Genomic DNA, 26,443 nt, shown 5'->3' on the forward strand with positions numbered 1-26,443 from the left:
AGGTTTGCAAGATGTTAAAAGCAGTCATTATCGACTCCAGCGCCATCGCCCGTGGCCTGCTCAACACCGTGCTGCTGGACGGCGGTTACGACGTGGTGGGCCAGTCCCACACCTGCGCTGCCGGCCTTACGCTGCTGATCAAATACAATCCGCAGATTGTCTGCATCGCCAAGGAACTGGTGGAAGACAGCCCGGAAGAGGTCCGCGAAATCCGTACCAAGTGGCCCAAGACGCTGATCTTCATGATGTCCAGCGAGCTCGATGCGGCCACCATTCAGTCCGCGCATGCGATGGGCATTAGTGGCTTCATCGTCAAGCCGTTCAAGGCCGATACGGTGCTCAATACGATACGCAATGTGGTGATTGCGATGGTCAAGCGCCAGCGTGCGGCGCTGGCCAAGGCACAGGCGGATGCGGCCGGCACGGAAGCGTCGCCCGCAGCTGAGGATAAGGACGGCGAAGCCGCCGCCGGCTAAGGCTTACTGGCCGGCGAAGGTCGAGCTGTCGATGATGCCGCCGCCGAGGCACACTTCGCCGTCGTACAGCACGGCCGACTGGCCCGGCGTCACTGCCCACTGGGCATCCATGAATTTCAAGGCGAAGTCGGACTGGCCTTCCGGCGCGATTTCGCACGCCACGTCGGCCTGGCGGTAGCGCGTCTTGGCCGACAGCGCGCGCGCGTCCGGCGCCACGCCCGCGATCCAGCTGGCCTGGTCGGCACGCAGCGACGACGACAGCAGCCACGGATGGTCGTGACCCTGCACTACCCACAGCGTATTTTCGGTCACGTCCTTGCGCGCCACGTACCAGGCGTCGCTGGAACCGTCGGCATTCTGGTACGACTTCACGCCGCCGATGCCGATGCCCTTGCGCTGGCCCAGCGTATAGAACGACAGGCCCACGTGCTCGCCCACGATCTTGCCGTCCGGGGTCTTCATCGGACCTGGTTTGTATGACAGGTAGCGGTTCAGGAACTCGCGGAACGGGCGCTCGCCGATGAAGCAGATGCCGGTCGAATCCTTCTTGGCCGCATTGGGCAACTTGAGCTTTTCGGCAATCTTGCGCACTTCGGTTTTTGGAATCTCACCCAGCGGGAACAGGGTTTTCGACAACTGCGCTTGGTTCAGGCGGTGCAGGAAGTAGCTCTGGTCCTTGGTATGGTCGACTGCCTTCAGCAGCTCGTGACGGTCGCCGTTCTGGCGCACGCGCGCATAGTGGCCGGTGGCGATCAGGTCCGCGCCCAGCGTCATCGCGTGGTCGAGGAAGGCCTTGAATTTGATTTCGGCGTTGCACAGCACGTCCGGGTTCGGCGTGCGGCCGGCCTGGTACTCGCGCAGGAAGTCGGCAAACACGCGGTCCTTGTACTCGCTGGCGAAGTTGACGGCTTCAATATCCACGCCGACCACATCGGCCACCGAGGCGGCGTCGATCCAGTCCTGGCGGGTGGAGCAGTACTCGGAGTCGTCGTCATCTTCCCAGTTCTTCATGAACAGGCCGATTACCTCGTAACCCTGTTCTTTCAGCATCCATGCGGAAACCGAGGAGTCCACCCCGCCCGACATGCCGATAACGACCCGTTTCTTGCTCATACTTCTATCCATTCGCAGTGCTGATTGCTTCCTTGTACACGGAAGCGTGTGTTTGTACCAGTTCCAGTGGCGCGCGGATGCCCGCCAGGTATTCGTCTACGCATTGCAGCACGATGGGGCTGCGGTGACGGTCGGCGCAGGCGGCCAGTTCGTCGCGCGTCAGCCACATGGTGCGCAAAATGCCTTCGTCCAGCGGACGGTCATGCTGCTTGCCCGGGTAGCCGCAGAACGTGAAGCGCAGATACGTCACTTCTTCGCCGGTGCGGTTGGAGGTGTAACGCGACATATACATGCCGACCAGGCCGGTCGGCGTGAAATCGTAAGCCGCTTCCTCCAGTGTTTCACGGATGACTGCTTCTTGCAGCGACTCATAGGGGTCGAGATGTCCAGCGGGCTGATTAATGCGGATGCCATCGCTGGTTTCTTCTTCGATAAGCAAGAATTTGCCATCTTTTTCGACGATGGCGGCAACAGTAACAGAGGGTTTCCAGATACGCGGCATGAGTCATCCTTGAAAGAGCCGATATTTTAGCCTGTTCCAGGCATTTGGTTTGCGCTGCGACAGATTTGGCAGCGAATTAATGACAAATAGTAATACTTGAAGTGATGAAACCGATATTTATTGGTAAATAAGTCCTAAGTATCATGGGGAAATCCATGTTAGATTGTAGTCAGTTTATTAATCATTTGGAGGCACCATGAGAATAAGCATACCGGCCGAAACGCGGCCGGGAGAGACCCGGGTGGCAGCTACACCCGAGACCGTCAAGAAGCTGGCCGCCAAGCATCAGGTCGTGGTGCAGTCCGGCGCCGGTGTATCAGCCTCTGTCACAGACGAAGCCTATGTGGCGGCAGGTGCGCAAATTGTGCAGGCAGCCGAGGTCTGGGCTGCCGATGTGATCCTCAAAGTTCGTGCCCCCAATGCGGAGGAGCGTGCCCAGATCAAACCGGGGACGGTGGTGATCGGCATGCTGAATCCATTCGATGCAGAAAACAACGCCGCCATGGCCTCGGCCGGCCTGCAGGCGTTTGCGCTGGAAGCCGTGCCGCGCATCACGCGCGCGCAGTCGATGGACGTGCTGTCGTCGCAGGCCAACATCGCCGGCTACAAGGCGGTGATGGTGGCGGCCAATACCTACCAGCGCTTCATGCCGATGCTGATGACCGCGGCCGGTACGGTGAAGGCGGCCCGTGTGCTGATCATGGGCGTGGGCGTGGCCGGCTTGCAGGCGATTGCCACGGCCAAGCGCCTGGGCGCGGTGATTGAAGCGTCCGACGTGCGCCCGCCGGTGAAGGAACAGGTGGAGTCGCTGGGCGCCAAATTCATCGACGTGCCGTATCTGACCGACGAAGAGAAAGAAATCGCGCAGGGCGCGGGCGGCTATGCGCGTCCGATGCCGGCCGACTGGATGCGCCGTCAGGCGGAGCTGGTGCACGAACGCGCCAAGCTGGCCGACATCATCATCACCACGGCATTGATCCCGGGCCGTCCGGCGCCGGTGCTGATTTCCGAAGACACCGTGAAGGCCATGAAACCGGGTTCCGTGATTGTCGACCTGGCTGTGTCGCAGGGCGGCAACTGCCCCTTGTCCGAATTGAACAGGACGGTGGTCAAGCATGGCGTGCATATCGTTGGCGAGCCGGATCTGGCCACCCACGTAGCGGCCGATGCGTCCGCGCTGTACGCGCGCAATGTGCTGGACTTCCTCAAGCTGATCATCGACAAGGAAGACAAATTGGTGATCGACCGCGAGGACGAGATCATCAAGGCTACGCTGCTGTGCACCGGCGGCGAACTGCTGCGCAAATAAGGGGACGTCATGGAAATCAGCCACACCATCATCAATTTGATTATTTTTGTCCTGGCCATTTACGTCGGTTACCACGTGGTCTGGACCGTGACGCCAGCGCTGCATACGCCGCTGATGGCGGTCACCAATGCGGTATCGGCCATCATCATCGTCGGCGCCATGCTGGCGGCGTCGCTGACCGAAGGCATCGTCGGACAGATCGCGGGCACGGTTGCCGTGGCCTTGGCCGCAGTGAATGTGTTCGGCGGCTTCCTGGTCACGCAGCGCATGCTGGAGATGTTCAAGAAGAAGGAACCGAAAGCCAAAGGAGATAAAGCATGAATTTTATCTCCATGAATCTGGTGACGATGCTGTACCTGATCGCATCGGTGTGCTTCATTCAGGCGCTGAAAGGGTTGTCGTCGCCCGCGACGGCGCGCCAGGGGAATGCCTTCGGCATGACCGGGATGGCGATTGCGTTTGTGACGACGATTGCGTTGATCCTCAAGCTGCAATCGGAAGCCGCTGCGGCTGCGGCGGCAGGTACGGGTAGCGGCCTCGGTCTCGGACTGGTGGCGCTGGGCGTGATCGTTGGCGGCGGTATTGGCGCGGTGCTGGCGAAGAAGGTCGAGATGACCAAGATGCCGGAACTGGTAGCGGCGATGCACTCGCTGATTGGCCTGGCTGCCGTGTGCATCGCGGTGGCGGCGGTGTCGGAGCCCCATGCATTTGGCATTGCAGCCATTGGCGAAGCACTGCCGACCGGTAACCGCATCGAACTGTTCATCGGTACCTTTGTGGGCGCGATTACCTTCTCCGGTTCGGTGATTGCGTTCGGCAAGCTGTCGGGCAAATACAAGTTCCGCCTGTTCCAGGGCGCGCCGGTGAGTTTCGCCGGCCAGCACATGCTGAATCTGATCCTGGCGATCGTGATGGTCGGCCTGGGCCTGGCGTTTGTGGTGGCGGACGGTAATCAGCCAGCGTGGGTGCCGTTCCTGATCATGACTGCGATTGCGTTTGTGCTGGGTGTGCTCATCATCATTCCGATTGGCGGCGCGGATATGCCGGTGGTGGTGTCGATGCTGAACTCCTACTCCGGCTGGGCCGCGGCAGGTATCGGCTTCTCGCTGAATAACTCGATGCTGATTATCGCCGGCTCGCTGGTGGGATCGTCGGGCGCCATCCTGTCGTACATCATGTGCAAGGCGATGAACCGTTCGTTCTTCAACGTGATCCTGGGCGGCTTTGGCGGTGCGCCGGCGGAGGCGGGTGCTGGCGGTGCGAAGGAGCAGCGGCCGGTCAAATCCGGTTCGGCGGATGATGCCTCGTTCATCATGGCGAATGCGGAAAGCGTCATCATCGTGCCGGGCTATGGTCTGGCAGTGGCGCGCGCGCAGCACTCGCTGAAAGAACTGGTCGAGAAGCTGACGCACAAGGGGGTGACGGTGAAGTACGCGATCCACCCGGTTGCCGGCCGCATGCCGGGCCACATGAACGTGCTGCTGGCGGAAGCGGAAGTGCCGTATGACCAGGTGTTCGAGATGGAAGACATCAACGGCGAATTCGGCCAGACCGACGTGGTGCTGATTTTGGGCGCCAACGACGTGGTCAACCCGGCCGCCAAAGATCCGAAATCGCCGATCGCCGGCATGCCGATTCTGGAGGCGTACAAGGCCAAGAGCATCATCGTCAACAAGCGCTCCATGGCATCCGGCTATGCGGGTCTGGACAATGAGCTGTTCTACCAGCCCAACACCATGATGGTCTTCGGCGATGCCAAGAAGGTCATCGAAGACATGGTGAAGGCAGTCGAATAACTCAGTCGCTACGGCTTCTCTCTACCGGCAACATGATGGTGCCGGACGGCAGGTCGTTGGCGAGGCGGGCGTCACCGGTGGAGCGTTTGGCCCCCGGTGGCGCAAGGCTGAACCGTGCGCGGTACACCGATACTGTATCGAGCGGGAAGGCGCGGGTTTCGCGGATGGCCCTGGCCACAGCCTCGTCAAAATCCTTGTCGCAGGAACGGTGCTTCGTATTCATGCCGAGGAATGTGCGGTCTGCATCAAGGAAAACTTCGTAATCCACGAAGATCACATTCTTCTGGCCCGGCTTGGACTGATAGGCGACACGCGAACCGATTTCCCATAGCCGTTCCTTGGTAACGGGAATGTCGGGCGCCGCGACATTTTCACTTCGTCCGCCATACATCGGTTTGAAGAGCGGCATCGCTGCTGCGATAACGAGCCCAATCATGAGTAACCAGATCAGCACCCTGGTTACAGAGGGGCTTGATGAGGTTTCAGTCGGTCCGGATATGATGGGTTGAGCGGTCCTGGCTTCACGCCAGTGGTGGAATGCGTTAGCGTCAACGGTGATGCTGGCCAGTGCCGGAAAAAGCTGGTGCAGCCGCGATAGCGGATAACCGTATTGTTCCAGATCGAACGCCGTCGGCGGTCGCGGATCGCGTATCCGCCCGATGGCGGCGCGTATCGATGCCCGTTCCTGCGGCTCCAGCCCGCTGAGCAGATGTTTTTCGGTAAGGGCGCGTGACAGCAGTGCGCCTCCCTGGCGAAATTGCATCAGGCGATGCGGCGACCCTTCCCACTGGAATACTTCAACGGCTGCCGCGAACAGCGATTCATGGCCTGGGCGCCATCCCTGGGACAGCACCGTGACGATGATCGCTTCAAACCACAGGCGCGCATCCAGATTGACCAACAAGTCGCTTGCCGTCATCCGTTGCAATGCCTGCGTCCAGACTTGTTCATCGATTGTTGAGGACTGTTCGACCAGCGACTGGCATTCAGCCCATGCAGCGTAGGCTTGCTGGTCAGGCGGATCACCGATTGGCGCTGCCTGGGTTGCAGCCGCCGCAGATGGTTCCGGTGCTGGCTGCGTATCGCGGCCCACGGAATGAAGCGCCATTTCGTAGGCTTCCCGCAGCGCCTGAAAACCGGCCGAGTCGTTTTCCTGATCGATCTTTTTTAATTCGCGGGCATAAGCCTTGCGGATCTCGCGGGTCTCTGCGCCTGGGGCGAGACCCAGGCGCTCGTAGGCATCAAGCATGCGTTAACGGCGGCCGTACATCATCAGCTCGGCCAGCAGGCTGCGGGCGGGGCTGATGATGTCGATGGCGGCGAGCGAGAGGCCGAGCATAGCCTGCGCAGGCGAGTCGTTGGCGAAGATGCGGGCCATGGTGTCGGTGATGCGTACGGTAGTGCTGCGGTCGCGCTGGCGTTGCGTGGTGAACTGCGACAGCATCTCCGGTGTCGCGCCTTGCGCCAGCAGGCGTGCCAGCACGGTCACGTCACGCAGGCCGAGATTCAAACCCTGGCCCGCCACCGGGTGCAGCGTCTGCGCGGCGTTGCCGATGGCGACGGTGCGCGCGGTGCTGCGTGGGTCGGCGTTCAATCCAAGCGGGAAGGCCAGGCGCGGCGTGACGTGCGTGAAGCGGCCCACGCGCTCGCCGAATGCTGCGCCCAGCGCCTGCAGGAAGTCGGCGTCGTTCAGCGCTTGCAATGCGCTGGCGGTTTCCGGGCGTACGCACCAGACCAGCGAGTATTCGTCGTCCTGCGGCAGCAATGCCAGCGGGCCTTGCTCGGTAAAGCGTTCGTAGGCGCGGTGTGGCGGCGGTGTGCTGCTGCGCACCTGCGCGATGATGGCGGTTTGCCCGTAGTCGCGATGTGTGGCGCGGGTTTGCTGTTCGTTGAACAGGCCTCCCTCCGCCTGCACCACGATCCCGGCACGCAGCGTTTTCGGTGCGCCTTCGGAATCGAGGATCAGCGTGACGGCATCGGCTGCTTCGTCCAGCGTGATGACGCGGGCAGGGCGCAGCGAGATGATGCCCGCCCGCGCACACACGGCGCCGAGTGCGCTGACGATATCACCGTAGCGCGTGACGTAGCCCAGCGCGGGCAGGTCGTAGTCTTTGCGGTCGATCATGCTGCGGCCAAACTGGCCACGGCGCGAGACGTGAATTTGTTCGATGGCGGTGGCCGCAGCAGGCCAGGCGCCGATTTCTTCCATGATCTGGCGGCTGCCCCACGACAGCGCCAGCGAGCGCGGGTCCTTGCTGGCCTGGTCCAGCGTCTTGGCGTCGATCAGCGCGATGCGCTGTGCGGGCATGCCGCGTTTGACCAGCAGTGCCGCCAGCGCCATGCCGGCCGGACCAGCGCCACAGATGGCGATGTCGTAATCAAGTTCAGTCATGCTGCATTAATTCTTCAATCTCGGCCACGGTCTTGGGCGCGGCGGCGCTCAGGATGGTGTGGCCGTCAGCAGTCACCAGCACATCGTCTTCGATGCGGATGCCGATGTTCCAATATTCTTCCGGCACGCCTTCCGCCGGACGCACGTAGATGCCTGGTTCCACCGTTACCACCATGCCCGCCTGCAGCGCACGCGATGGCTTGTCGGCTTGCGTCACATCGCGGTACTGGCCGACATCGTGCACGTCCATGCCCAGCCAGTGGCCGGTGCCGTGCATGTAGAACTGCAGGTAGGTCTTGCTGGCGATGACCTCGTCCAGCGTGCCTTTCAGCAGGCCCAGATCCAGCATGCCTTGCGCCAGCACCTGTACCGCCGCTTCGTGCGCGCCGGAGTAAGGCAGGCCCGGTGCGATGGCTTTCAGCGCGGCGGCTTGCGCGGCCAGCACCAGTTCATACAGACGCTTTTGCGGCGCGCTGAAGCGGCCGTTGACGGGGAAGGTGCGTGTGATGTCGGAAGCATAGCCATCCAGCTCGCAGCCGGCGTCGATGAGCACCAGATCGCCGTCGCGCGTCTGCGCGTTGTTGGCGCTGTAGTGCAGCACGCAGGCGTTGGCGCCCGTGGCGACAATGGAGGTGTAGGCCGGCGCCTGCGCGCCATTGCGGCGGAATTCGTATAGCAGCTCCGCTTCCAGTTCATATTCATGCACGCCAGCGCGGGCGGCACGCATGGCGCGGATGTGGGCTGCGGCCGAGATGCTGGCAGCGCGCTGCATGATGGCCTGTTCGTCTGTGTCTTTCAGCAGGCGCATTTCGTCCAGCAGCGGCAGCAGATCGACGGTGCCGGCGGGCGGCGTGACGCCGGTGCGCGACTTGGCGCGTACGGCCGACAGCCAGCCGGCCACGCGTGCATCGAGCTTGCCACCGAGCGGGTAGTACAGCACCGGCACGTTGGACAACAGCGTGGCCATTTCTTCGTCCAGCGAGTCGATGGTGTGCGCGGCGTCGAAGCCGAAGGCCTCGCGTGCACCGTCCGGACCATAGCGGTAGCCGTCCCAGATTTCGCGGTCGAGGTTTTTCGGGCGGCAGAACAGGATCGCGCGCGCGGGCGCGTCACCTTGCGCGGCGACCAGCACCAGCGTGGCTTCCGGTTCGGTAAAGCCGGTCAGGTAGTAGAAATAGCTGTCGTGGCGATACAGGTAATCGCTGTCGCTGTTGCGCGCGACTTCCGGTGCGGTGGCCAGCACCGCGACGGCGCCCGCAGGCATCTGCGCCAGCACGCGTGCGCGTCGCGACGCGTAGCTTGCTGCCTCGCGCGGCGAGAGCGCGTCCATTACTGCACACCCTTGCTGGCCGGCGCCAACGTGGCCAGCGGCGCGTTCAGCAGGTCGAGCTGCTCAACGGTGCCGACGTTGTGCCACACGCCTTCGTAGACTTCGCCGCCGACCTGCTTCTTGTCCGCGTACTCGCGGATCAGCGGGCCAAGCTTGGCGTAGTCGCCGGAGGCGATGCGGTCGAACATCTCCATGCGGTACACGCCGATGTTCCCGAAGGTCCATTTTGGCGAACCCTCGTTGGTCAGCGAGTACATGGTCATGCCGAAGTCGCCGTCAGGATGCCAGTCAGGATTCGGCACCATGTACAACCAGCAGATGTCGCGCTTGTCGGCCGCGTAAGGATTGCCCCACATATCCTTGTCGTGCAGGACGTCCTTGACCTGTTCGAAGTCGAAATAGGGCACGTAGATGTCGCCCGACACCGCCACGAACGGCGCGTCGCCCAGCAGCTCGCGCGCCTTGGCGATGCCGCCGGCGGTTTCCAGCGCCTGCTCTTCGCGCGAGTACATCAGCTTTGCGCCGAACTGGCTGCCGTCGCCCAGCGCCGCCTCAATCTGCTCGCCCAGGTGGGCGTGATTGATGACGATTTCCGTGATGCCGGCCTTGACCAGGTTCAGGATGTGCCAGACGATCAGCGGACGGCCGCGGACTTTCAGCAGCGGCTTGGGCGTGGTGTCGGTCAGGGGACGCATACGTTCGCCGCGTCCGGCGGCGAAGATCATCGCTTTCATGCGCCGGTCCTCAGAAGGTGTAGCCGACTTGCGGCTTATTGTCTTCCAGCAGATCCAGCAAACGCAGCAGCGGCTTCAGATCCTTGTAGCGGCTGGCGGTCTTGCGCACGTATTCCATCACGGTCGGCAGGTCTTCCAGGTACTGCGCCTTGCCGTCACGGTAGTTCAGGCGGCAGAACAGGCCGAGGATTTTCAGGTGGCGCTGCAGTGCCGCGTATTCGAAGTCCTTGTAGAAGGCGTCGATGTCCTGGTTGACCGGCAGGCCGACCTGCTTGGCGTGCTGCCAGTAGCGGATCACCCAGTCCAGCACCATTTCTTCGTCCCACGACACGTAGGCGTCGCGCAGCAGCGAGGCCAGGTCGTAGGCCATCGGCCCCCACAGCGCGTCCTGGAAGTCCAGCACGCCCGGATTGTTCGCATCGACCACCATCAGGTTACGCGAATGGAAATCACGGTGGATGAACACCTGCGCCTGCGCCGTGACGTTGGCCAAAATGGCCTCGAACACGCCTTGCAGTTCGGCGGCCTGCTTGTCGGTGAGCGTGGCTTTCAGGTGATGGCCGATGTACCACTCGGGGAACAAGTTCATTTCGCGCAGCAGGAAGGCGCGGTCGTATTCCGGCAGGATGCCGGGCTGGCTGGTCATCTGGAACTTGACCAGCGCTTCCAGCGCTTCGGCGTACATGGTCGAGGCGTTGTCGTGGTCCAGCACGGACAGGTAGGTGGTATTGCCCAGGTCCGACAGCAGCATCAGGCCCGCTTCGTAATCGGTGGCGACGATGCGTGGCACGGCGACGCCGGCATGTGTGAGCATTTCGTCAACTTTGACAAAGCCCAGCACATTTTCGCGCTCGGGCGGCGCATCCATGGCAATCAGGGTGTGGCCCAGGGCGGCCTGCTGTTCCGGCAAAACATTGACACGGAAATAACGGCGGAAACTGGCGTCCGCCGAGGCGGGACGCAGACTGTCGACGTCCACGACGTTCAGGCCACGCAGCCACGTGACCAGCAGTTCCAGACGTGTATCGGAAGTTAAATTCTGTAATAAAGACATTGAAGCATGCCGAGGAAACCGGCGTCAGGTGAAGATTCCCATATAATAAGGGATTCAAATTAAAAAATCGCCTTTCATGGTGCTTCGCTCCCTCTTTTCATGACACGCATGCCCAAACCGCAGCGCCTGGCGTATGCCCTGTCCGCTATCTTCACTGTATCAGCGTTGCCTGCCTACGCCCAGATGCCGCCCAAGCAGCGTGCGCCGCGCGTGGAAGACAAGAACGCTGTCACGACTGTCATGGCCGAAGATATCAGCGGCCGCCCGGAACGCGAGCTGAATCTGGAGCGCGATGCGGAAATCATCAAGGACAAGACCCGGGTCAAGGCCGATACGGCCTGCTACCGCCAGGTCGAGGACGAGGTGGAAGCCCAGGGCAATGTGAAAATCTGGCGCTTCGGCGACTATTTCACGGGCGATGAGCTGAAGCTGAATATGGATACCGGCAAGGGCTATATGCTCAAGCCGACCTACAAGCTGGAGTCCAACCACGCGCAGGGCAAGGCCGAGCGCCTCAACTTCATCAACGAAGATGAAGCGGTGGTCATCAACGGCACCTACAGCACCTGCCAGAGCGCGGACCCGGACTGGTATCTGCGCTCCGATACGCTGAACCTGGACTCGGGCCGCGACGTCGGCACGGCCGGCAAGACGCTGATTTATTTCAAGGACATACCGATCCTCGGCACGCCTGCCATGTCGTTCTCGCTGTCGGGCGCGCGCCGTTCCGGCTGGCTGTCGCCGACGCCGGGCTTCGGTTCCAAGAACGGCGCCGAACTGGTGGTGCCGTACTACTTCAATATCGCGCCGAACCGCGATTTGACGCTGTACCCGAAAATCATTTCCAGCCGTGGCATTCAAATCGGCGCCCTGGGCCGCTATCTGGGCGAGACCAATGGCGGCTTGTACCAGGGCGAGACCTACCTCGAGTACATGCCGCATGACCGCGAGTATGCCACCGCCAATCCGAATGAAAAGAGCGACCGCTGGATGGTGCGCTCGACCCACAACCAGGACATCACCAAGCAGTGGGCCTACAGCTGGAACTTCCGCGCCGCTTCGGATAACAACTATCCCAATGACTTCTCGAAGACCGTCTCCGGTTCCACCGAGCGTCAGCTGCTGCGCGAATTGCGCACCGATTACATTGGCGATTTCTGGACCCTGACCGCGCGCGTACAGAAGTACCAGGTGCTGCAGGATCCGGAATCGGTGATCGACCGGTCGCTGACCGTGACGCGCCCGTATGACCGTCTGCCAGCGATTAACTTCAACGCGGCGCAGTACGACGTCGCCGGTGGCTTCGACTGGGCCTTCAACGCCGAGCTGACGCGCTTCTATCATCCGACGCTGATCAACGGCACGCGCCTGGTGGCGATTCCGCAGGTGAGCTATCCGATCATCGGCTCGAGCTACTTCATCACGCCGAAGATGATGGTCAACATGGCCAGCTACCAGCTGGACGCATACAACGGCCAGAAGGCCGACAATCTGTCGCGTTCAGTACCGACCTTCTCGCTGGATTCGGGCCTGGTGTTTGAGCGCGATGTGAAATTCGGCGGCAAGAACATGACGCAGACGCTGGAACCACGCCTGTTCTATGTGAATACGCCGTACCGCGACCAGAGCCGCTTCCCGACCTTCGACACTGACGCGGCCACCTTCAACTTCGCGCAGATCTTCAGCGAAAACCGCTTCGTCGGTTCGGACCGGATTGGCGACGCCAACCAGCTGACCGCCGCGCTGACCTCGCGCTTCCTCGATGCCAATGGCGCCGAGGCGCTGCGCCTGGCGTTCGGCCAGCGCTTCTATTTCCGCGACCAGCGCGTGCAGCTCGATTCGTCCACACCGGTCGGCGACTCGCGTTCGGACATGCTGCTGGCTGCGACCGGCCGCATCTCGGAAACCTGGGCCTTCGACAGCGCCGTGCAGTACAACCCGGGCAGCAGCCGCATCGTCTCGGAAAGCTATACCGCGCAGTGGATCCCGGGGCAGAAGAAGGTGCTCAACCTGGGCTACCGCTACCTGCGCAACAGCTTTAAAAATATCGAACTCTCCAGCCAGTGGCCGATCTTCCAGCGCTGGTACGGCGTAGGCCGGGTCAGCTACTCGATGCAGGACAAGAAGATCCTGGAAAGCCTGGTCGGTCTGGAATACAACGCCGACTGCTGGGTGTTCCGTACCGGCGCGCAGCGCTTCGTGACCACCTCGACCAAGGCCTCGACCCAGATCTTCTTCCAGCTGGAGCTGAACGGCCTGTCGCACCTGGGCGTCGGCAGTCCGCTGGAAGCGATGAAGAGCAGTATTCCTGGCTACCAGCGCCTGAATGAGGGCTATGGCCGCTAACTCCTGATGTACACTTGGCGTCCGCCGCGCAAAACATGTCGCGGCGCTTTTTGACTTTTTTACACCTCTTGAGCGTTCTACCATGCGTAATGCCAGTAAGTACCAGATGAAAGTCCTCGCAGTCCTGTTGTGCACGGCCGCGCTCAGCGGTTGCAGCCTGTTCTCGTCGAAGAAAAAAGCCGAAGCGCCCACCGCGCCTGCCGCTACGGCGGCCGCACCGGCTGCTGACGCCAAACCTGCTGCCAAAAAAGAGGCCGCCGCCGGCTTTATTCCGCCTGGCGAAACGGGCAATGTCTCGGTGGACTCGATCGTGGTGGTGGTCAATGACGACGTCATCACCCAGCGCGAACTGGATAACCGCATCAAGACCGTGACCGCCCGCATGAAGGCGCAGAACGTGCAGATGCCGTCGGCCGCCGACCTGCGCCGCCAGCTGCTGGAGCGCATGATTGTCGAACGTTCGCAGCTGCAGATGGCCAAGGAGTTTGGCGTGCGCGTGGACGACCTGCAACTGGACCGCGCCATTCAGCGTATCGCCGAAGCGCAGAAGCTGACCGTGCAGGACCTGCGCAACCAGATGGAAAAGGATGGCACGCCGTACGCGGCCTTCCGCGAAGAGATCCGCGAAGAGATCATCATGCAGCGTCTGCGCGAGCATGAGGTGGATGCCAAGATCCAGATTTCCGACGCCGAGGTGGATAGCTTCGTGGCGGCTGAAAAGGCCGCTGCCGCTGAGCAGTTTGAAGTCAATATCTCGCAGATCATGATACGCATTCCGGACAACGCCACGGCGGAAGTGATCGCCCAGCGCCGCGCCCGCGCCGAAGAAGTGATGCGCCAGCTGCGCACCGGCGCCGACTTCGCCAAGATGGCGGCGACCTACTCGGACGCCAGCGATGCGCTGGATGGCGGCGTGGTGGGCTGGCGTCAGCCCGAGCGTCTGCCGCCGGTGTTTGCCGAAGCGCTGGCCAAGCTGAAAGCGGGCCAGGTGACGCCGATCATCAAGAGCACCGGCGCGTTCCACATCCTGAAGGCGGTGGACCGCCGCAGCCTGGCCGAGGCGCAAGCCGTGGCCGCGGTGCAGCAGACCCACGCGCGCCACATCCTGATCAAGGTCACGCCGGCCATGAGTGCGGCGGACGCCAAGCGCAAGCTGCTGGACCTGAAGGAACGCCTGGACAACAACGCCGCCAAGTTTGAAGACCTGGCGCGCCTGGTCTCGAACGATGGTTCGGCGGCCAAGGGCGGCGACCTGGGCTGGCTCTATCCCGGCGACATCGTGCCGGAATTTGAAACGGCCATGAACAACCTGAAAATCGGCGAAATCAGCCAGCCGGTGGAAACCAGCTTCGGCCTGCACCTGATCCAGGTGCTGGAACGTAAGAGCGACGACGTCTCGAAAGAGCGCGAGCGCAACAACGCGCGCCAGGCGCTGCGTGACCGCAAACTGGAAGAAGCCACCGAAAGCTGGCAGCGTGAAGTCCGCGACCGCGCCTACGTTGAGTACCGCAACGAAGACGACAAGGCCGCCAACGCCGCCAACAAGTAACACGAAAGGGGAGCACACTTGAGCGCCACTTCACCTCAACGGCGCCCGGGAGTGCGCCCTGCTATCGCCGTCACCGTCGGCGAACCGGCCGGCATCGGTCCGGAAATCTCGATCCGCGCGGCCTGGGCGCGGCGGCACGAAGTCAATTGCGTGCTGCTGGGCGATGCCGCCTTCCTGGCCATGACGGCCGCCGAGATCGACCCCGCGATCCGCCTGTCCTCGCTGTCGCTGATGGCGGTGCGCAATGGCGGCCTGCCGCACTTTGGCGCCGACCGCATCAGCGTGATCGACGTGCCGCTGGACGCCCATGTGGTGCCGGGCCGGCTGGACAAGGAAAACGGCCGCGCCGTGCTGGCCACGCTGGACGCCGCGATTGAAGGCGTGCAGGCCGGCTGGTTCGAGGCCGTGGTCACGGCGCCGCTGCAAAAGAGCACCATCAACGACGCCGGCGTCAAGTTCTCCGGCCATACCGAATACTTCGCGGAAAAGACCGGCGCCGGGCAGGTGGTGATGATGCTGGCCGGCCCACAAGCCGGTTCCGGCGACGCGCTGCGTGTGGCGTTGGCGACCACACACCTGCCGTTGAAACAGGTGTCGGCGGCGCTGACCCTGGACGGGCTGGCGCGCGTGCTGGACATCATCGATGCCGACCTGCGCCACAAGTTTGGCATCGCCCGCCCGCGCATCCTGGTATGCGGCCTGAACCCGCATGCGGGCGAGGGCGGCTATCTGGGGCGCGAAGAGATCGACACCATCACGCCGGCCATCGCGGCGGCGCAGGCGCGCGGCATCGACGCGGCGGGGCCATATCCGGCCGACACGCTGTTCCAGCCCAAGTACCTGCAAGGCGCCGACTGCGTGCTGGCCATGTACCATGACCAGGGCTTGCCGGTGCTGAAGTACGCCACCTTTGGCCATGGCGTCAACATTACGCTGGGCCTGCCGCTGATCCGCACCTCGGTCGATCACGGCACGGCGCTGGACCTGGCCGCGCAAGGCCTGGGCCAGGCCGACTGCGGCAGCATGGAGCAGGCCATCAACGCCGCGCTGGCCATGGCAAATAATTCTTTGGATAATAAAAAATGAAACAACACGTAGCCCGCAAACGCTTCGGCCAAAACTTCCTGCATGACCAGCATGTGCTGGGCAGCATTACCGAATCCATCAACCCGCAGCCTGGCGACACCATGGTCGAAATCGGCCCCGGCCTGGCGGCCATGACGGACCAGCTGCTGCGTTCGCTGAAGCATATGCACGTGGTGGAGCTGGACCGCGACCTGGTGGCGCGGCTGGAAAAAGCCTACCCGCGCGACAAGCTGACCGTGCATTCCGGCGACGCGCTGAAGTTTGATTTTGGCGCCATCCCGGTGCCGGAGGGCGACAAGCTGCGCATCGTCGGCAACCTGCCGTACAACATTTCCAGCCCGCTGCTGTTCCACCTGGCGACGTTTGCCACGCGCGTGCAGGACCAGCACTTCATGCTGCAAAAAGAGGTGGTGGAGCGCATGGTGGCCGAGCCGGGCAGCAAGGTCTATGGCCGCCTGTCGGTGATGCTGCAATGGCGTTACGACATGTCGCTGCTGTTCGTGGTGCCGCCGGAAGCGTTCGATCCACCGCCCAAGGTGGATTCGGCCATCGTCCGCATGATCCCGATTGCCAATCCGCTGCCGTGCGACCAGGCCAAGCTGGAAGCCGTGGTGCAGAAAGCCTTCTCGCAGCGCCGTAAAGTCATCCGCAACTGCCTGAGCGGCATGTTCACCGAAGAACAGATCATCGCTGCCGGCATCACGCCCACCGACCGTCCGGAAGCCGTGGGCCTGGCCCAGTACGTGGCGCTGGCCAACCTGCTGTAACTTTTCCTCAAGACAAAAAAAGCCCGCTAAGCTAGCGGGCTGAATCCATTTCCTTTGCAAGAAGTGGAGGAGACAAGTGCAGTATGCTGCGTTACAGCATATATTGCTACTTTATTTTCCAAATATCAATTATTCGGAAAATATATATCTCATCCCTCTTAGCCAGAAGTTGCCGGTGCCTGGGTGCAGTTGACCAGGACGTTGCTGACCGGGCTGTTTGGCATCACGCCGGTGCCATTGGTGACGGTGCAGATCAGATTGTTTTTCGGATCCTGCACGGTCACGCCGTAAGCCTGGCCGGTGTAGACGGCAATGCCGAACGCAAAGTCGCCGGTGCCATTGGTGGTCGCATCGCTGGTGATGGCGATGGCGCCGCCGGTCGAGCCGTTCAGCAGCGTCACGGTACGTGCTGCCTTGGTTACCGGATCTGGCGTCAGGCCGGTGATCTGGCCGCTCAGGATGTAGCTGTTCTGGACGCAGGTCACCAGCGCCTGGATGCTGACGGTGTGGCCGGCCGAACCCTGGCCGCCTGCCACGCTGCACTGCATATTGTCAGGATTTTTCTGTACCACGATGTTGTAGTCGGTGCCGTAGTCGATTTGCTTGGGAAACGCAAACGTGGTGGCGGCCACCGGCACCGAGACGGTATCACTGCCGTTGGCCAGGACCAGGCCGGTGCTGTTGACGTTGACCGCCGAACCTTGCACCGTAAATTGCGCTTTGCCGCCGCAAGCGGCCAGAACAGCAGTCAGCGCCAGCGCAGCAGCGGTGCATACATACGAAAATTTCATCTAATTCTCCAGAGTGTTTGAACGGTGCCGCAGCTTAATTGCACTTGACGATCAGGCCCAGCGCATCGCCGCTTGGCATCGTGCCCGGGTTGTTAATCGGATCCACCGCGCAGGTCTGGCCGGTCGGCTGGGTCAGCACCGAGGCGCCGAACAGCGAGCCATCCGCCACTTTGGTCGGGAACACGAAGCTGACATCCGCGCCAGCCGTGGCTGGAGGCTCGATACTCACCAGATCCGAACCGTTGGCCACCACCAGGCCCTTGCCTTTCAGGCCTTTGACCGAGCCGCCCAGGCTGTAGGGATTGGTAACGCATGTGACCGTCACATACACGTTATAGCCGTTGGCCTTGTTGACGTTGTTGGCCAGCGTGCACTTGGCGCCGGCGGGCGGGGTATCGATTTCAACGTCGAACTGTTCGTCGGTCGCCAGCAGCTTGGTGAACACGAACGTACTGGTATTGGGTTCGATAGGCAGCTTTTCGCCATTGCCTTTATTGATCAGCACCAGGCCGGTCTTGGTCAGACCGTTAACCGAGCCGGACAGCGCGAGGCTACCGTTGTTGCCGCCGCAGGCGCTCAGGATGACAGCACACAGCAGGGCAAGACCCGCACGCAGATACGAACTTTTCATAAAAACTCTCTCCAAAACGAATAGGCCCGGCAGCACGCACGGGAGGCAGCATATTACACGTGTGGGCCGTATTTTAGTGCATTTGGTAACTTGAAACGCTCAATGGATGTAACAGCGTGTGTCGCCCGGTTTATTTGACCTGCGCCACTTCGCAGCGGGAGCGGCGCCCGTCGAGCTCGCAGCGGTTGCGGATGGTGCCTTGCAAATCATGCACTTCCACATGCCATTGCTGCGCGCCGCGGCGTTCCATGGTCATGAAGCCGAAGCCGTCCACCCAGGAGCTGAAGTGCTCGACCACCGCGCCCGGCGCCGGCGTCACGCCCGGCGGCAAGCGTTCCGGCAGCGGCACGATGTCTTCCGAGGTGCCGGCAAACCCGGCAATGAACTGGCTCGGATGGCCGCTCGAGAAGCTGGTCTGCTGCCACAGGTGGACGTGGCCGGACAGCAGCGCCTGCACGGCGGGCGGGAAGTACTGCGGATTGACCGAGCCCATGGCCGCCTGCAGGCCGGCGTCGCCCGGCAGCAGCACGATGCTGCCGTCGGCCTTGCGGTCGGCGCCCATGCCCAGCAGCGGGTGGTGGGCGATGGCGAGGTTGTTGGGCGCCTGCTGCGACAGCGCGGCCATTTTGCGGTACAGGTCCTGGTACCTGGCATAGCCGATGTCGCCCGGTTTCAGGCCTTTCCAGGTGGTGTTGGCAGTATCCAGCACCAGCAGCTGGGTGGCCTGGCTGATCGGCACCGCATACGGATCGCTGTAGTTGCCGACGTCGTCATCGGCGGCGGCGTTGCAGTCGCGGCCCTTGAGCAGCGGGCGCGGATCAAGGAAGCGCCAGTAGCCCTGGCCGCCGCGCAGGCAGTTTTCGTGATTGCCGCGTGCCATGATCCACGGCGCCGCGTCCAGCAGCCTGGCGCCGGGCGCGAAGAAATCGGCGTCCCACGCGTCCCAGCCGTAGCCCCACGGGCTGCCGGCGCAGCCCGCGTTGCCGTCGGGGCAGGCGTTTTCGCGGTAGTGGTAGTCGCCCACGTGAATCACCAGGTCGGGCTTCCAGGCGGCCGCCTGGGCGGCAGTGGTGGCAAACGGGTATTGCTGGCTGTCGTTGCAGGCTTGCCAGCTGTTGCTGCTTTTTTGCAGGCGGCAGCCGGTGTCGCCGATCACCACGATGCGCTGCGGTTCCGCCTTCGGCAGCGGCAGTGCGCGGCCCAGCACGCTGGCGCTGGTGGTGCCGGCCGGCAGGGGCGTCTCGCAGGTCAGCAGCGGAAATTCGGCCGGTTTGGAGTCCGCCGGCGCCGAGGGCGTGGCGCGCAGCGCGATGGTCTGGGCCGGCGCGCGCAGCTGCATGGGCTGGCTGTGCTGGTTGATGACAATCGCGGGGCAGGCGGGCGCGTCGATCAGCACGCGGGCTACGGCGGCGCCGTATTCGCCCAGTACTACGTAGGAAGTGAAATCTGGCGCTGGCGACGGATTGGTGGCGGCGCAGCCGGTCAGCAGCAGGGCGATGGCCCCACGTTTCAAGGTAGATAACAGCACGGGATCTCCAGCGGAATAATCCGCATAATCTACCATGCCCTTACAATATGCCTGTTCCCCACCTTGTAGACCGATCATGACTTCACGCCGCCCCTTAGCCTTGCTGTTCGATCTGGACGATACCCTGTGGCCGATCGGCCCGGTGATTGCCGCCGCCGAAGTCAGCTGGCACGCCTGGCTGGCCGCGCATGCGCCCAGGGTGGCGCAGGCATTCAGCATTGCCGAGCTGCGCGTGCGCCGCATGGCGCTGCTGGAGCGCCGGCCTGAGCTGGTCGCCGATTTATACCAGCTGCGCCGCGAAGCGCTGGCCGAGATCTTTGCCGAGGCCGGCGAGGATCCGGTCCACATCGAAGGCTCGATGCAGCATTTTGCCGTGCAGCGCAACCGCGTGACGCCGTTTGACGATGTGCTGCCGGTATTGCCGCTGCTGCAGGGCATGCTGCGCCTGGGCGTGATCACCAATGGCAATGCCGACCTTGAAGTGATCGGCATGGACCACCACTTTGAATACCAGCTGTCCTCGTCCACGTTTGGCCGCGCCAAGCCGGACCCGGACATCTTCCGCGCCGCGTGCGAGGCCATGGGCGTGGCGCCGCAGGATGCCGTCTACGTCGGCGACGACCTGCGGCTGGACGTGCAGGGCGCCCAGGGCGCCGGCCTGCGCGCGGTCTGGATGAACCGCCACGGCAGCACGGCCCACCTGGACGCGGGCGTGACGCCGGATGCGATTTGCGCCACGTTTGACGAGCTGCTGGCCTGGATACGTGGGCAGATGCAGCATTGACGTGCATAATAGGCAGAACATCTTCACCGGCAATCACTGATATTTAGTATGCAACTCGATACCCGCGCACAAACCCTGCTCAAGGCCCTGGTCGAACGCTATATCGCGGACGGCCAGCCGGTGGGCTCGCGTGCGCTCTCCAAAATCTCCGGGCTGGAGCTGTCGCCGGCCACCATCCGCAACATCATGGCGGACCTGGAAGAGCTGGGCTATGTGGCCAGCCCGCATACCTCGGCCGGCCGGGTGCCGACGCCGCGCGGCTACCGGATCTTTGTCGATACCCTGCTGACCGTGCAGCACCTCGACGAGCAGGCCGTGGGCGCGCAGCTGCGCCTGCAGTCGCCGCAGCCGCAGAAGATGATTACCAATGCGGCGCAGATGCTGTCCTCGCTGTCGCAGTTTGCCGGCGTGGTGCTGAGCCCGCGCCGTGAATCGGTGTTCCAGCAGATCGAGTTCCTGCGCCTGGGCGAGAAGCGCATCCTGCTGGTGATCGTGGCGCCGAACGGCGATGTGCAGAACCGCCTGCTGTTGACGGATGTGGATTACAGCCCGGCGCAGCTGGTGCAGTCGGCCAATTACATCAACCAGAATTACGGCGGCCTGGCCTTCGATGAGGTGCATGCGCGCCTGCAGACGGAACTGCGCCAGCTGCGCGATGACATGGGCCGCCTGATGCAGGTGGCAGTGGAAGCGGGCAGCGAGGCGATGACGGATGACAGCGACAATATGGTCATCGCGGGTGAGCGCAACCTGCTGTCGGTCAGCGATTTGTCGTCGAATATGAGCTCACTGCGCCAGATGTTCGATATGTTCGAGCAGAAGACCGGACTGATGCAGCTGCTCGATGTGTCGAGCAAAGCCAGCGGCGTGCAAATCTACATCGGCGGCGAATCCAGCCTGGTGCCGATGGATGAGATGAGTGTGGTGACGGCGCCGTACACGGCCAACGGCAAGATCGTCGGCACGCTGGGCGTGATCGGCCCGACGCGGATGGCCTACGAGCGCGTGATCCCGATTGTGGATATTACGGCCAAGCTGCTGTCCAACGCGCTGAGCCACAATTAAATGTACCCCGCCTTGCCGGGCGGGGCAGGAATCAAGGACGGTGCGGGCAGGCGGTCTTGGTGCAGTTGCCGTAAATCGCCAGCGCGTGTTCGGCGATCTTGAAGCCGCGCTCCTGGGCAATCGCATGCTGGCGCTCTTCAATCGCTTCGTCGTAAAACTCTTCCACGCGGCCGCAATCGACGCACACCAGGTGGTCATGGTGCGAGCCCGCGTTCAGCTCAAAGATGGCTTTGCCGGTTTCGAAGTGGTTGCGGTTCAGCAGGCCGGCCTGCTCGAACTGGGTCAGCACGCGGTAGACGGTGGCCAGGCCCACATCCATATTGTCCGCCAGCAGGATTTTGTAGACATCCTCGGCGGTCAGGTGGCGCACTTCGCTGTTCTGGAAAATATCCAGGATTTTAATGCGTGGCAGCGTGGCTTTGAGGCCGCTGGCCTTCAGATCGGTAGGATTATTACCCATGTTGGAAACTCTATAGTGTGGTTGGCGGTTAGCTAGGCGCTAGTTTAACGCACTCCGACGCTGGCCGCACGTGCTTGCGGACCGGCATAAGTTTCTTGTAGGAATTTTACAGTTACAAAGAATTACCCCGTCGCGGACAGGGTGCTTTATGATATAGCGTTTTGCAGCACTTCCGCTCGACCAGATTGAGGACATTTATGCGCGTCACCCAGGCTTTTTCGCAGTCTTTGTTGCACCGTTTCACTCCTATTGCCGCCACCGCGTGCATCGCGCTGGCGCTGGGCGGCTGCGCGACCAAAACCACGCTGGGCGAGAAATCGACGGAAGTGAAAGACAGTGAGCCAACGCTGGACGCCAGCAAAGGCGCCCAGACCACCACCATCACCAAGCTGCAACGCTTCATGTGGTTCTTCTCGCCATATCGTCCGGATATCCAGCAAGGCAACTTTGTTTCGGAAGAAATGTTGGCACAGCTGAAAGTGGGCATGACCCAGGACCAGGTGCGTTTCATCTTCGGCACCGCGCTGCTGACCGACCCGTTCCACGGCAACCGCTGGGATTACGCGTTCCGCCTGGCCAAGGGCAACGGCGAAATCACCACCAGCCGCGTGATCGTGTTCTTCAAGGATGGCAAGGTGGAGCGCTGGGAAGGCGGCAACCTGCCGACCGAGAAAGAATACATCGCCCGTATCGCCGGCCCGGCGCCGAACGCCAAGAAGGAAGCGGCGACCGAAGCGGCGCTGGCCAAGCCGGCGCCTAGCGCGCCGCTGCCGGCCGGCAGCGACAATCCTGCTGCGGCCTCGCCAGTGGGCGTGACGATCACGAACGACAAAAAATAAAAGCAAGGATGCAAGCATGACCCCAATGAACATCGCCATCGCAGGCGCCGGCGGCCGTATGGGCCGTATCCTGATCGAAGCCGTGCAGAACGCCGATGATGCGCGTCTGTCGGGCGCGCTGGACCGCGCCGGTGCGGAGCAGGCCGATGCGGCGGCTTTCCTGGGCAAGCCGGCCGGCGTGCCGGTGGCGTCGGCATTGGACCAGGGTCTGGCCGGTGCGCAGTTCCTGATCGACTTCACGCGTCCGGAAGCCACCCTCGAGCATTTGAAGTATTGCGCTGAACACGGCATCAAGCTGGTGATCGGCACTACCGGTTTTGACGAGGCGGGCAAGGCCGCCATTCTGGCCGCCGCCCAAAAAACCGCCATCGTGTTCTCGCCCAACTTCTCGGTCGGCGTCAATGTCACCATGAAGTTGCTGGAGCAGGCCGCCAAGGCGCTGTCCACCGGCTACGACATCGAAATCGTCGAGGCGCACCACCGCTTCAAGGTCGATGCGCCATCGGGCACCGCGCTGAAAATGGGCGAGGTGATTGCCGATGCGCTGGGCCGCGACCTCAAGGAACATGGCGTGTTTGCGCGCGAAGGCGTGACCGGCGAACGTGATCCGTCGTCGATCGGTTTTGCCACCATCCGTGGCGGCGACATCGTTGGCGACCACACCGTGCTGTTTGCCGGCATCGGCGAGCGCATCGAGATCAGCCACAAGTCCAGCAGCCGCGTGACCTACGCGCACGGCGCCCTCCGCGCCTGCCGCTTCCTGGCAGACAAACCGGCCGGCCTGTACGATATGTACGACGTGCTGGGCCTGAAAGACCAATGAACCCGGCAGCCAGCCAGTTCACCCTGAGCCGCTTCTGGGAGCAGGGTGACGCCATCAGCCACGCGGTGGCGTTGGTGCTGCTGGCGATGTCGCTGGTGAGCTGGTTCTTCATCCTGGCCAAGGCGGTTTCCTCGTGGCGCATCCGCCGCAGCGCGCCTGCGGTGCAGGCGTTCTGGGACGCGCCCAGCATGCAGGATGGCGTGGCCGCGCTGACGCTGGCCGATCCCGAACGGATTTTCCTGCCGCTGGCGCAGCAGGGCGCGGCGCAGCTGACGGCGTCGGCACGGCCGTCGCTGGGCGGCGAGATGGACCGCTCGGCGCAAGCCACGCGCGTGCTGCGCGCGGCGATCCAGCGCTCCACCAACCGCCTGGAGGCGGGCCTGACGCTGCTGGCGTCGATCGGCGCCACTGCGCCGTTTGTTGGCCTGCTGGGCACGGTCTGGGGCATTTATCACGCGCTGGCCAATGTGTCCTCGCATGGCACGGTGCAGATCGACAAGGTGGCTGGCCCGGTGGGCGAGGCGCTGGTCATGACCGCCATCGGCCTGACCGTGGCGATTCCTGCGGTGCTGGCCTACAATGGTTTCAACCGCGCCAACCGGCTGACGCTGGCCGAGCTGGATGCCTTTGCCCACGACCTGCACGCCTATCTGACGAAGTAAGATCATGGCCTTCGGCGCTTTCAACCATCACCGCAATCCCGGCCCGATGGCCGACATCAATGTCACGCCCATGGTGGACGTGATGCTGGTGCTGCTGGTGATTTTCATTCTGGCGGCGCCGATGTTCACCGGCTCGGTGCAGCTGGAACTGCCGAAGGCGCAAGCGCCGGCAACGCCGACGGCGCCCGCCGCGACTGTCACGCTGTCGATCGACGGCAAGGGCAAGATATTCTGGAATAACGACCCGGTGGCGCCGGATGCGCTGACCGCGCGTCTGGTGGAGGCGTCCAGGCTGGACCCGCAACCGGAACTGCAACTGCGCGCCGACAAGGACACCCGCTATGAAGTGGTGGCCCAGGTGATGGCGGCGGCGCAGAGCAATGGACTAACGAAATTGGGCTTCGTCACCGATCCCAAGGAGAAGAAATAAATGGCAACCGCAGAACTGAACGGCGCGGCGATTAAGGATTTCGACAGCTTCCACGCTGCATGCAAGACCGCAATGGGCTTCCCCGACACCTATGGCAACACCATGGATGCCTGGGTGGACTGCCTGAGCTATCTGCGCGACGACGACAGCATGAGCAAGTTCAGGCTCAAGCCCAACGAAGTGCTGGAAATCGTCATCCTGGACGCGCCGGCCATGCAGGCCGCCGTGCCGGACATTGTGGAAGAAATCACCTACTGCGTGGCTGGCCTCAACGAACGCTACGAGGACTACGGCGAAAAGCCCGCCCTCAAACTGACGCTGCGCTAGGCGCGGCGGGCGGTTCGGCGCCGGCCGGCAGCGCGTTCGGAATATGCGCCTTGGCGCCGGTCTCGCCCGGCGCCAGCGTCAGCACCTCAAAGCCGGTCTCGGTCACGCAGACCATGTGTTCCCATTGCGCCGACAAGGATTTGTCGCGCGTCTCGACGGTCCAGCCGTCGCTCAATTCCCTGGTGGCGGCCTTGCCCGCGTTGATCATCGGTTCGATGGTGAACAGCATGCCCGGCTTGAGCACCATGCCCTGGCCTGGGCGGCCGTAGTGCGTCACCTGCGGATCTTCGTGATACACCTGGCCGATGCCATGGCCGCAGTAATCCAGCACCACGCTGTAGCCGGCCTTTTCGGCCACGGTCTGGATCGCAAAGCCGACATCGCCCAGGGTGGCCTTGGGTTTCACGGCGCGGATGCCGGCCCACATGGCCGCATAGGTGGTTTCCACCAGCTTGCGGGTTGGCTTGCTGGGTTCGCCGACGTAGTACATGCGGCTGGTGTCGCCGTGCCAGCCATCCTTGATGACGGCGACGTCGATGTTGATGATGTCGCCATGCTTGAGTACCTCGGTGGCGGACGGAATGCCGTGGCAGACCACATGGTTGACCGAGCTGCACACGGTGGCCGGAAAGCCGCCGTAGCCGACGTTGGCGGGAATCGCCTGCTGCACATTGACGATGTAGTCGTTGCACAGCTGGTCGAGATAAGCTGTGGTCACGCCCGCCTTGATGTGCGGGCCGATCATCGTCAGGACGTCGGCCGCCAGCTGGGCAGCGACGCGGGCCTGGGCGATTTGCTCAGGCGACTTGATCAGATTGGCGGAACGGCGTGACATGGATGACCTTTTTTACTGGATAAAGGTCGACATTTTGCCATAGACCATGGCCGGGCCGCTGCTATGGGGCGGGATTGGCCGTTGCGGCCGGCGATTCGGTGTCAGGTCCGATCAGGCCGAAATCCTTGGCGATTTCCTGGTAACGCGCCTCTGCGGCCTTTTTGTCTTCCGCGGACATGCCGACGAACTGCTGGTCAGCGTTGTAGAGCGCCGCGCGGTCGGGGTCATTGGTGAACTGCGAAAACTTGTCCCACGCCCAGGCCTCCACCAGGTTGTTGTTGTCGATTTCCTTGGCGGCGATGACGGCGGCGGCATGCAGATAGCCTGCCTGCATCGCGGCGTAAAAGTACTGCCTGGAGACCTCGGCAGGTGGTTTGCGGCTGTCGAAACTGGCGTCGTTGACCAACTGCGCCGCTTCATTGCTATATTGCTCGCCTAATTGCACCATTGCCGCAGCGTCGCCGTTGTGGGCCAGCTGCTGCAACTGCTTCAGGCTCATGTGGTAGTACGGTTCGGGCGTATTGTATTTGCCTTTGCGCATACGTTCGAGCCGTTCGCGGATCAAGATTTGCTGGTCAACCTTCACCGGTTCGCCGACGGCGAAGGGGTTGAGGCCCAGTGCCGCGTTCCAGCTGCGGCCGGTGGATGCGGGCTCGGACTGGTGGGCGGCATGGACCTCGTCTTTGCCGGGCTCGGTAGGCGCAGCCGGCGTGTCACTGATGGCCTGCCGGGAAACGAGCACTCCCGCAATGACCAACGCTACTGTGGAGAGTGCAATTGTGGTGGATTTCATCTAGTCGCTCCCGGCGGTCAT

The 26,443-nt window shown here is 62.6% G+C and carries 28 protein-coding genes; 15 read left to right on the forward strand and 13 right to left on the reverse strand.

Features of this window, described 5'->3' with window-relative positions; all coding sequences use genetic code 11:
• Positions 1 to 11 precede the first annotated feature (11 nt).
• Positions 12 to 476 carry a response regulator gene (locus tag GTP58_RS15320; protein WP_161078217.1) on the forward strand — a complete coding sequence of 155 codons (465 nt, stop codon included), beginning with the start codon at positions 12 to 14 and terminating at the stop codon, positions 474 to 476.
• Positions 477 to 479: 3 nt separating this feature from the next.
• Here the strand turns inward: GTP58_RS15320 and mnmA are convergent, their stop codons facing one another.
• Positions 480 to 1,589: a tRNA 2-thiouridine(34) synthase MnmA gene (mnmA, locus tag GTP58_RS15325; RefSeq protein ID WP_161078218.1), complete on the reverse strand. Its 1,110-nt coding sequence runs from the start codon at positions 1,587 to 1,589 to the stop codon at positions 480 to 482.
• Between the two features lie 4 nt (positions 1,590 to 1,593).
• Positions 1,594 to 2,091, reverse strand: coding sequence for an NUDIX hydrolase (locus GTP58_RS15330; protein ID WP_072785607.1), 498 nt, complete (start codon positions 2,089 to 2,091; stop codon positions 1,594 to 1,596).
• 196 nt (positions 2,092 to 2,287) lie between these two features.
• Here GTP58_RS15330 and GTP58_RS15335 point away from each other — a divergent pair, with 196 nt between their 5' ends.
• From GTP58_RS15335 to GTP58_RS15345, 3 genes are read left to right on the forward strand one after another with little or no spacing between them, the layout of a single operon-like run.
• The gene (locus tag GTP58_RS15335; RefSeq protein WP_072785608.1) at positions 2,288 to 3,400 is read left to right on the forward strand and encodes a Re/Si-specific NAD(P)(+) transhydrogenase subunit alpha; all 1,113 of its coding nucleotides are present in this window, start codon (positions 2,288 to 2,290) and stop codon (positions 3,398 to 3,400) included.
• Positions 3,401 to 3,409: 9 nt separating this feature from the next.
• Positions 3,410 to 3,721, forward strand: coding sequence for an NAD(P) transhydrogenase subunit alpha (locus GTP58_RS15340; protein ID WP_072785609.1), 312 nt, complete (start codon positions 3,410 to 3,412; stop codon positions 3,719 to 3,721).
• Positions 3,718 to 5,196, forward strand: coding sequence for an NAD(P)(+) transhydrogenase (Re/Si-specific) subunit beta (locus GTP58_RS15345; protein ID WP_161078219.1), 1,479 nt, complete (start codon positions 3,718 to 3,720; stop codon positions 5,194 to 5,196). The genes GTP58_RS15340 and GTP58_RS15345 overlap by 4 nt, the downstream gene beginning before the upstream one ends.
• A gap of 1 nt (position 5,197) precedes the next feature.
• On the opposite strand, the gene GTP58_RS15350 is transcribed toward GTP58_RS15345, so the two are convergent.
• The 5 genes from GTP58_RS15350 to GTP58_RS15370 are packed head-to-tail and all read right to left on the reverse strand — an operon-like array spanning position 5,198 to position 10,706.
• A complete protein-coding gene (locus tag GTP58_RS15350) occupies positions 5,198 to 6,445 on the reverse strand; it encodes a J domain-containing protein (RefSeq protein ID WP_161078220.1) in 1,248 nt (415 codons plus the stop codon).
• A 3-nt stretch (positions 6,446 to 6,448) separates the two neighbouring features.
• Positions 6,449 to 7,588, reverse strand: coding sequence for a UbiH/UbiF/VisC/COQ6 family ubiquinone biosynthesis hydroxylase (locus tag GTP58_RS15355; RefSeq protein WP_161078221.1), 1,140 nt, complete (start codon positions 7,586 to 7,588; stop codon positions 6,449 to 6,451).
• On the reverse strand, positions 7,581 to 8,918 hold the full coding sequence (gene pepP / locus GTP58_RS15360) for a Xaa-Pro aminopeptidase (protein ID WP_161078222.1): 1,338 nt from the start codon (positions 8,916 to 8,918) through the stop codon (positions 7,581 to 7,583). Before pepP ends, GTP58_RS15355 begins: the two co-directional genes overlap by 8 nt.
• Complete coding sequence (gene murU, locus GTP58_RS15365; RefSeq protein WP_161078223.1) at positions 8,918 to 9,652, reverse strand: N-acetylmuramate alpha-1-phosphate uridylyltransferase MurU; 735 nt, start codon at positions 9,650 to 9,652, stop codon at positions 8,918 to 8,920. The genes pepP and murU overlap by 1 nt, the downstream gene beginning before the upstream one ends.
• Positions 9,653 to 9,662: 10 nt before the next feature.
• Entirely contained in the window at positions 9,663 to 10,706 is a 1,044-nt protein-coding gene (locus tag GTP58_RS15370) for an aminoglycoside phosphotransferase family protein (protein ID WP_161078224.1), read from the reverse strand.
• Between the two features lie 108 nt (positions 10,707 to 10,814).
• On the opposite strand from GTP58_RS15370, the gene GTP58_RS15375 reads away from it, so the two are divergent.
• The 4 genes from GTP58_RS15375 (at position 10,815) to rsmA (ending at position 16,454) form a co-directional block, all read left to right on the forward strand.
• Complete coding sequence (locus GTP58_RS15375; protein WP_373924749.1) at positions 10,815 to 13,052, forward strand: LPS-assembly protein LptD; 2,238 nt, start codon at positions 10,815 to 10,817, stop codon at positions 13,050 to 13,052.
• Between the two features lie 82 nt (positions 13,053 to 13,134).
• The gene (locus GTP58_RS15380; protein ID WP_229215601.1) at positions 13,135 to 14,601 is read left to right on the forward strand and encodes a peptidylprolyl isomerase; all 1,467 of its coding nucleotides are present in this window, start codon (positions 13,135 to 13,137) and stop codon (positions 14,599 to 14,601) included.
• A 51-nt stretch (positions 14,602 to 14,652) separates the two neighbouring features.
• Positions 14,653 to 15,687 (forward strand): 4-hydroxythreonine-4-phosphate dehydrogenase PdxA, encoded by a 1,035-nt coding sequence (gene pdxA / locus GTP58_RS15385; protein WP_373924750.1) that lies wholly within the window; start codon positions 14,653 to 14,655, stop codon positions 15,685 to 15,687.
• A complete protein-coding gene (gene rsmA / locus GTP58_RS15390) occupies positions 15,684 to 16,454 on the forward strand; it encodes a 16S rRNA (adenine(1518)-N(6)/adenine(1519)-N(6))-dimethyltransferase RsmA (protein ID WP_161078227.1) in 771 nt (256 codons plus the stop codon). The genes pdxA and rsmA overlap by 4 nt, the downstream gene beginning before the upstream one ends.
• Positions 16,455 to 16,612: 158 nt before the next feature.
• On the opposite strand, the gene GTP58_RS15395 is transcribed toward rsmA, so the two are convergent.
• The 3 genes from GTP58_RS15395 to GTP58_RS15405 form a co-directional block, all read right to left on the reverse strand.
• Entirely contained in the window at positions 16,613 to 17,245 is a 633-nt protein-coding gene (locus GTP58_RS15395; protein ID WP_161078228.1) for a hypothetical protein, read from the reverse strand.
• A 34-nt stretch (positions 17,246 to 17,279) separates the two neighbouring features.
• Positions 17,280 to 17,876 carry a DUF3237 domain-containing protein gene (locus tag GTP58_RS15400; protein ID WP_161078229.1) on the reverse strand — a complete coding sequence of 199 codons (597 nt, stop codon included), beginning with the start codon at positions 17,874 to 17,876 and terminating at the stop codon, positions 17,280 to 17,282.
• Between the two features lie 130 nt (positions 17,877 to 18,006).
• The gene (locus tag GTP58_RS15405; protein ID WP_373924751.1) at positions 18,007 to 19,404 is read right to left on the reverse strand and encodes a metallophosphoesterase; all 1,398 of its coding nucleotides are present in this window, start codon (positions 19,402 to 19,404) and stop codon (positions 18,007 to 18,009) included.
• Between the two features lie 76 nt (positions 19,405 to 19,480).
• On the opposite strand from GTP58_RS15405, the gene GTP58_RS15410 reads away from it, so the two are divergent.
• Entirely contained in the window at positions 19,481 to 20,188 is a 708-nt protein-coding gene (locus GTP58_RS15410) for an HAD family hydrolase (protein ID WP_161078231.1), read from the forward strand.
• Positions 20,189 to 20,236: 48 nt separating this feature from the next.
• On the forward strand, positions 20,237 to 21,253 hold the full coding sequence (hrcA, locus tag GTP58_RS15415; protein WP_072785641.1) for a heat-inducible transcriptional repressor HrcA: 1,017 nt from the start codon (positions 20,237 to 20,239) through the stop codon (positions 21,251 to 21,253).
• 31 nt (positions 21,254 to 21,284) lie between these two features.
• Here the strand turns inward: hrcA and fur are convergent, their stop codons facing one another.
• A complete protein-coding gene (gene fur / locus GTP58_RS15420; RefSeq protein ID WP_072785643.1) occupies positions 21,285 to 21,713 on the reverse strand; it encodes a ferric iron uptake transcriptional regulator in 429 nt (142 codons plus the stop codon).
• Positions 21,714 to 21,910: 197 nt separating this feature from the next.
• Here fur and GTP58_RS15425 point away from each other — a divergent pair, with 197 nt between their 5' ends.
• The 5 genes from GTP58_RS15425 to GTP58_RS15445 are packed head-to-tail and all read left to right on the forward strand — an operon-like array spanning position 21,911 to position 24,794.
• Entirely contained in the window at positions 21,911 to 22,552 is a 642-nt protein-coding gene (locus GTP58_RS15425) for an outer membrane protein assembly factor BamE (protein WP_072785645.1), read from the forward strand.
• Between the two features lie 16 nt (positions 22,553 to 22,568).
• Positions 22,569 to 23,375, forward strand: coding sequence for a 4-hydroxy-tetrahydrodipicolinate reductase (gene dapB, locus GTP58_RS15430; RefSeq protein WP_161078232.1), 807 nt, complete (start codon positions 22,569 to 22,571; stop codon positions 23,373 to 23,375).
• A complete protein-coding gene (locus GTP58_RS15435; RefSeq protein WP_161078233.1) occupies positions 23,372 to 24,037 on the forward strand; it encodes a MotA/TolQ/ExbB proton channel family protein in 666 nt (221 codons plus the stop codon). Before dapB ends, GTP58_RS15435 begins: the two co-directional genes overlap by 4 nt.
• A gap of 4 nt (positions 24,038 to 24,041) precedes the next feature.
• Positions 24,042 to 24,467, forward strand: a complete 426-nt coding sequence (locus tag GTP58_RS15440; RefSeq protein WP_161078234.1) for a biopolymer transporter ExbD — start codon at positions 24,042 to 24,044, stop codon at positions 24,465 to 24,467.
• Positions 24,468 to 24,794 carry a barstar family protein gene (locus GTP58_RS15445; RefSeq protein ID WP_072785653.1) on the forward strand — a complete coding sequence of 109 codons (327 nt, stop codon included), beginning with the start codon at positions 24,468 to 24,470 and terminating at the stop codon, positions 24,792 to 24,794.
• Here the strand turns inward: GTP58_RS15445 and map are convergent.
• Entirely contained in the window at positions 24,775 to 25,629 is an 855-nt protein-coding gene (gene map, locus GTP58_RS15450; protein WP_161078235.1) for a type I methionyl aminopeptidase, read from the reverse strand. The two genes, GTP58_RS15445 and map, sit on opposite strands and share 20 nt — an antisense overlap.
• Before the next feature lie 61 nt (positions 25,630 to 25,690).
• Positions 25,691 to 26,422, reverse strand: a complete 732-nt coding sequence (locus GTP58_RS15455) for a hypothetical protein (protein ID WP_161078236.1) — start codon at positions 26,420 to 26,422, stop codon at positions 25,691 to 25,693.
• Positions 26,423 to 26,443: the final 21 nt, after the last annotated feature.

Origin of the sequence: Duganella sp. CY15W, assembly GCF_009857555.1 — a bacterium.
Classification (GTDB): Bacteria; Pseudomonadota; Gammaproteobacteria; order Burkholderiales; family Burkholderiaceae_D; genus Rugamonas; species Rugamonas sacchari.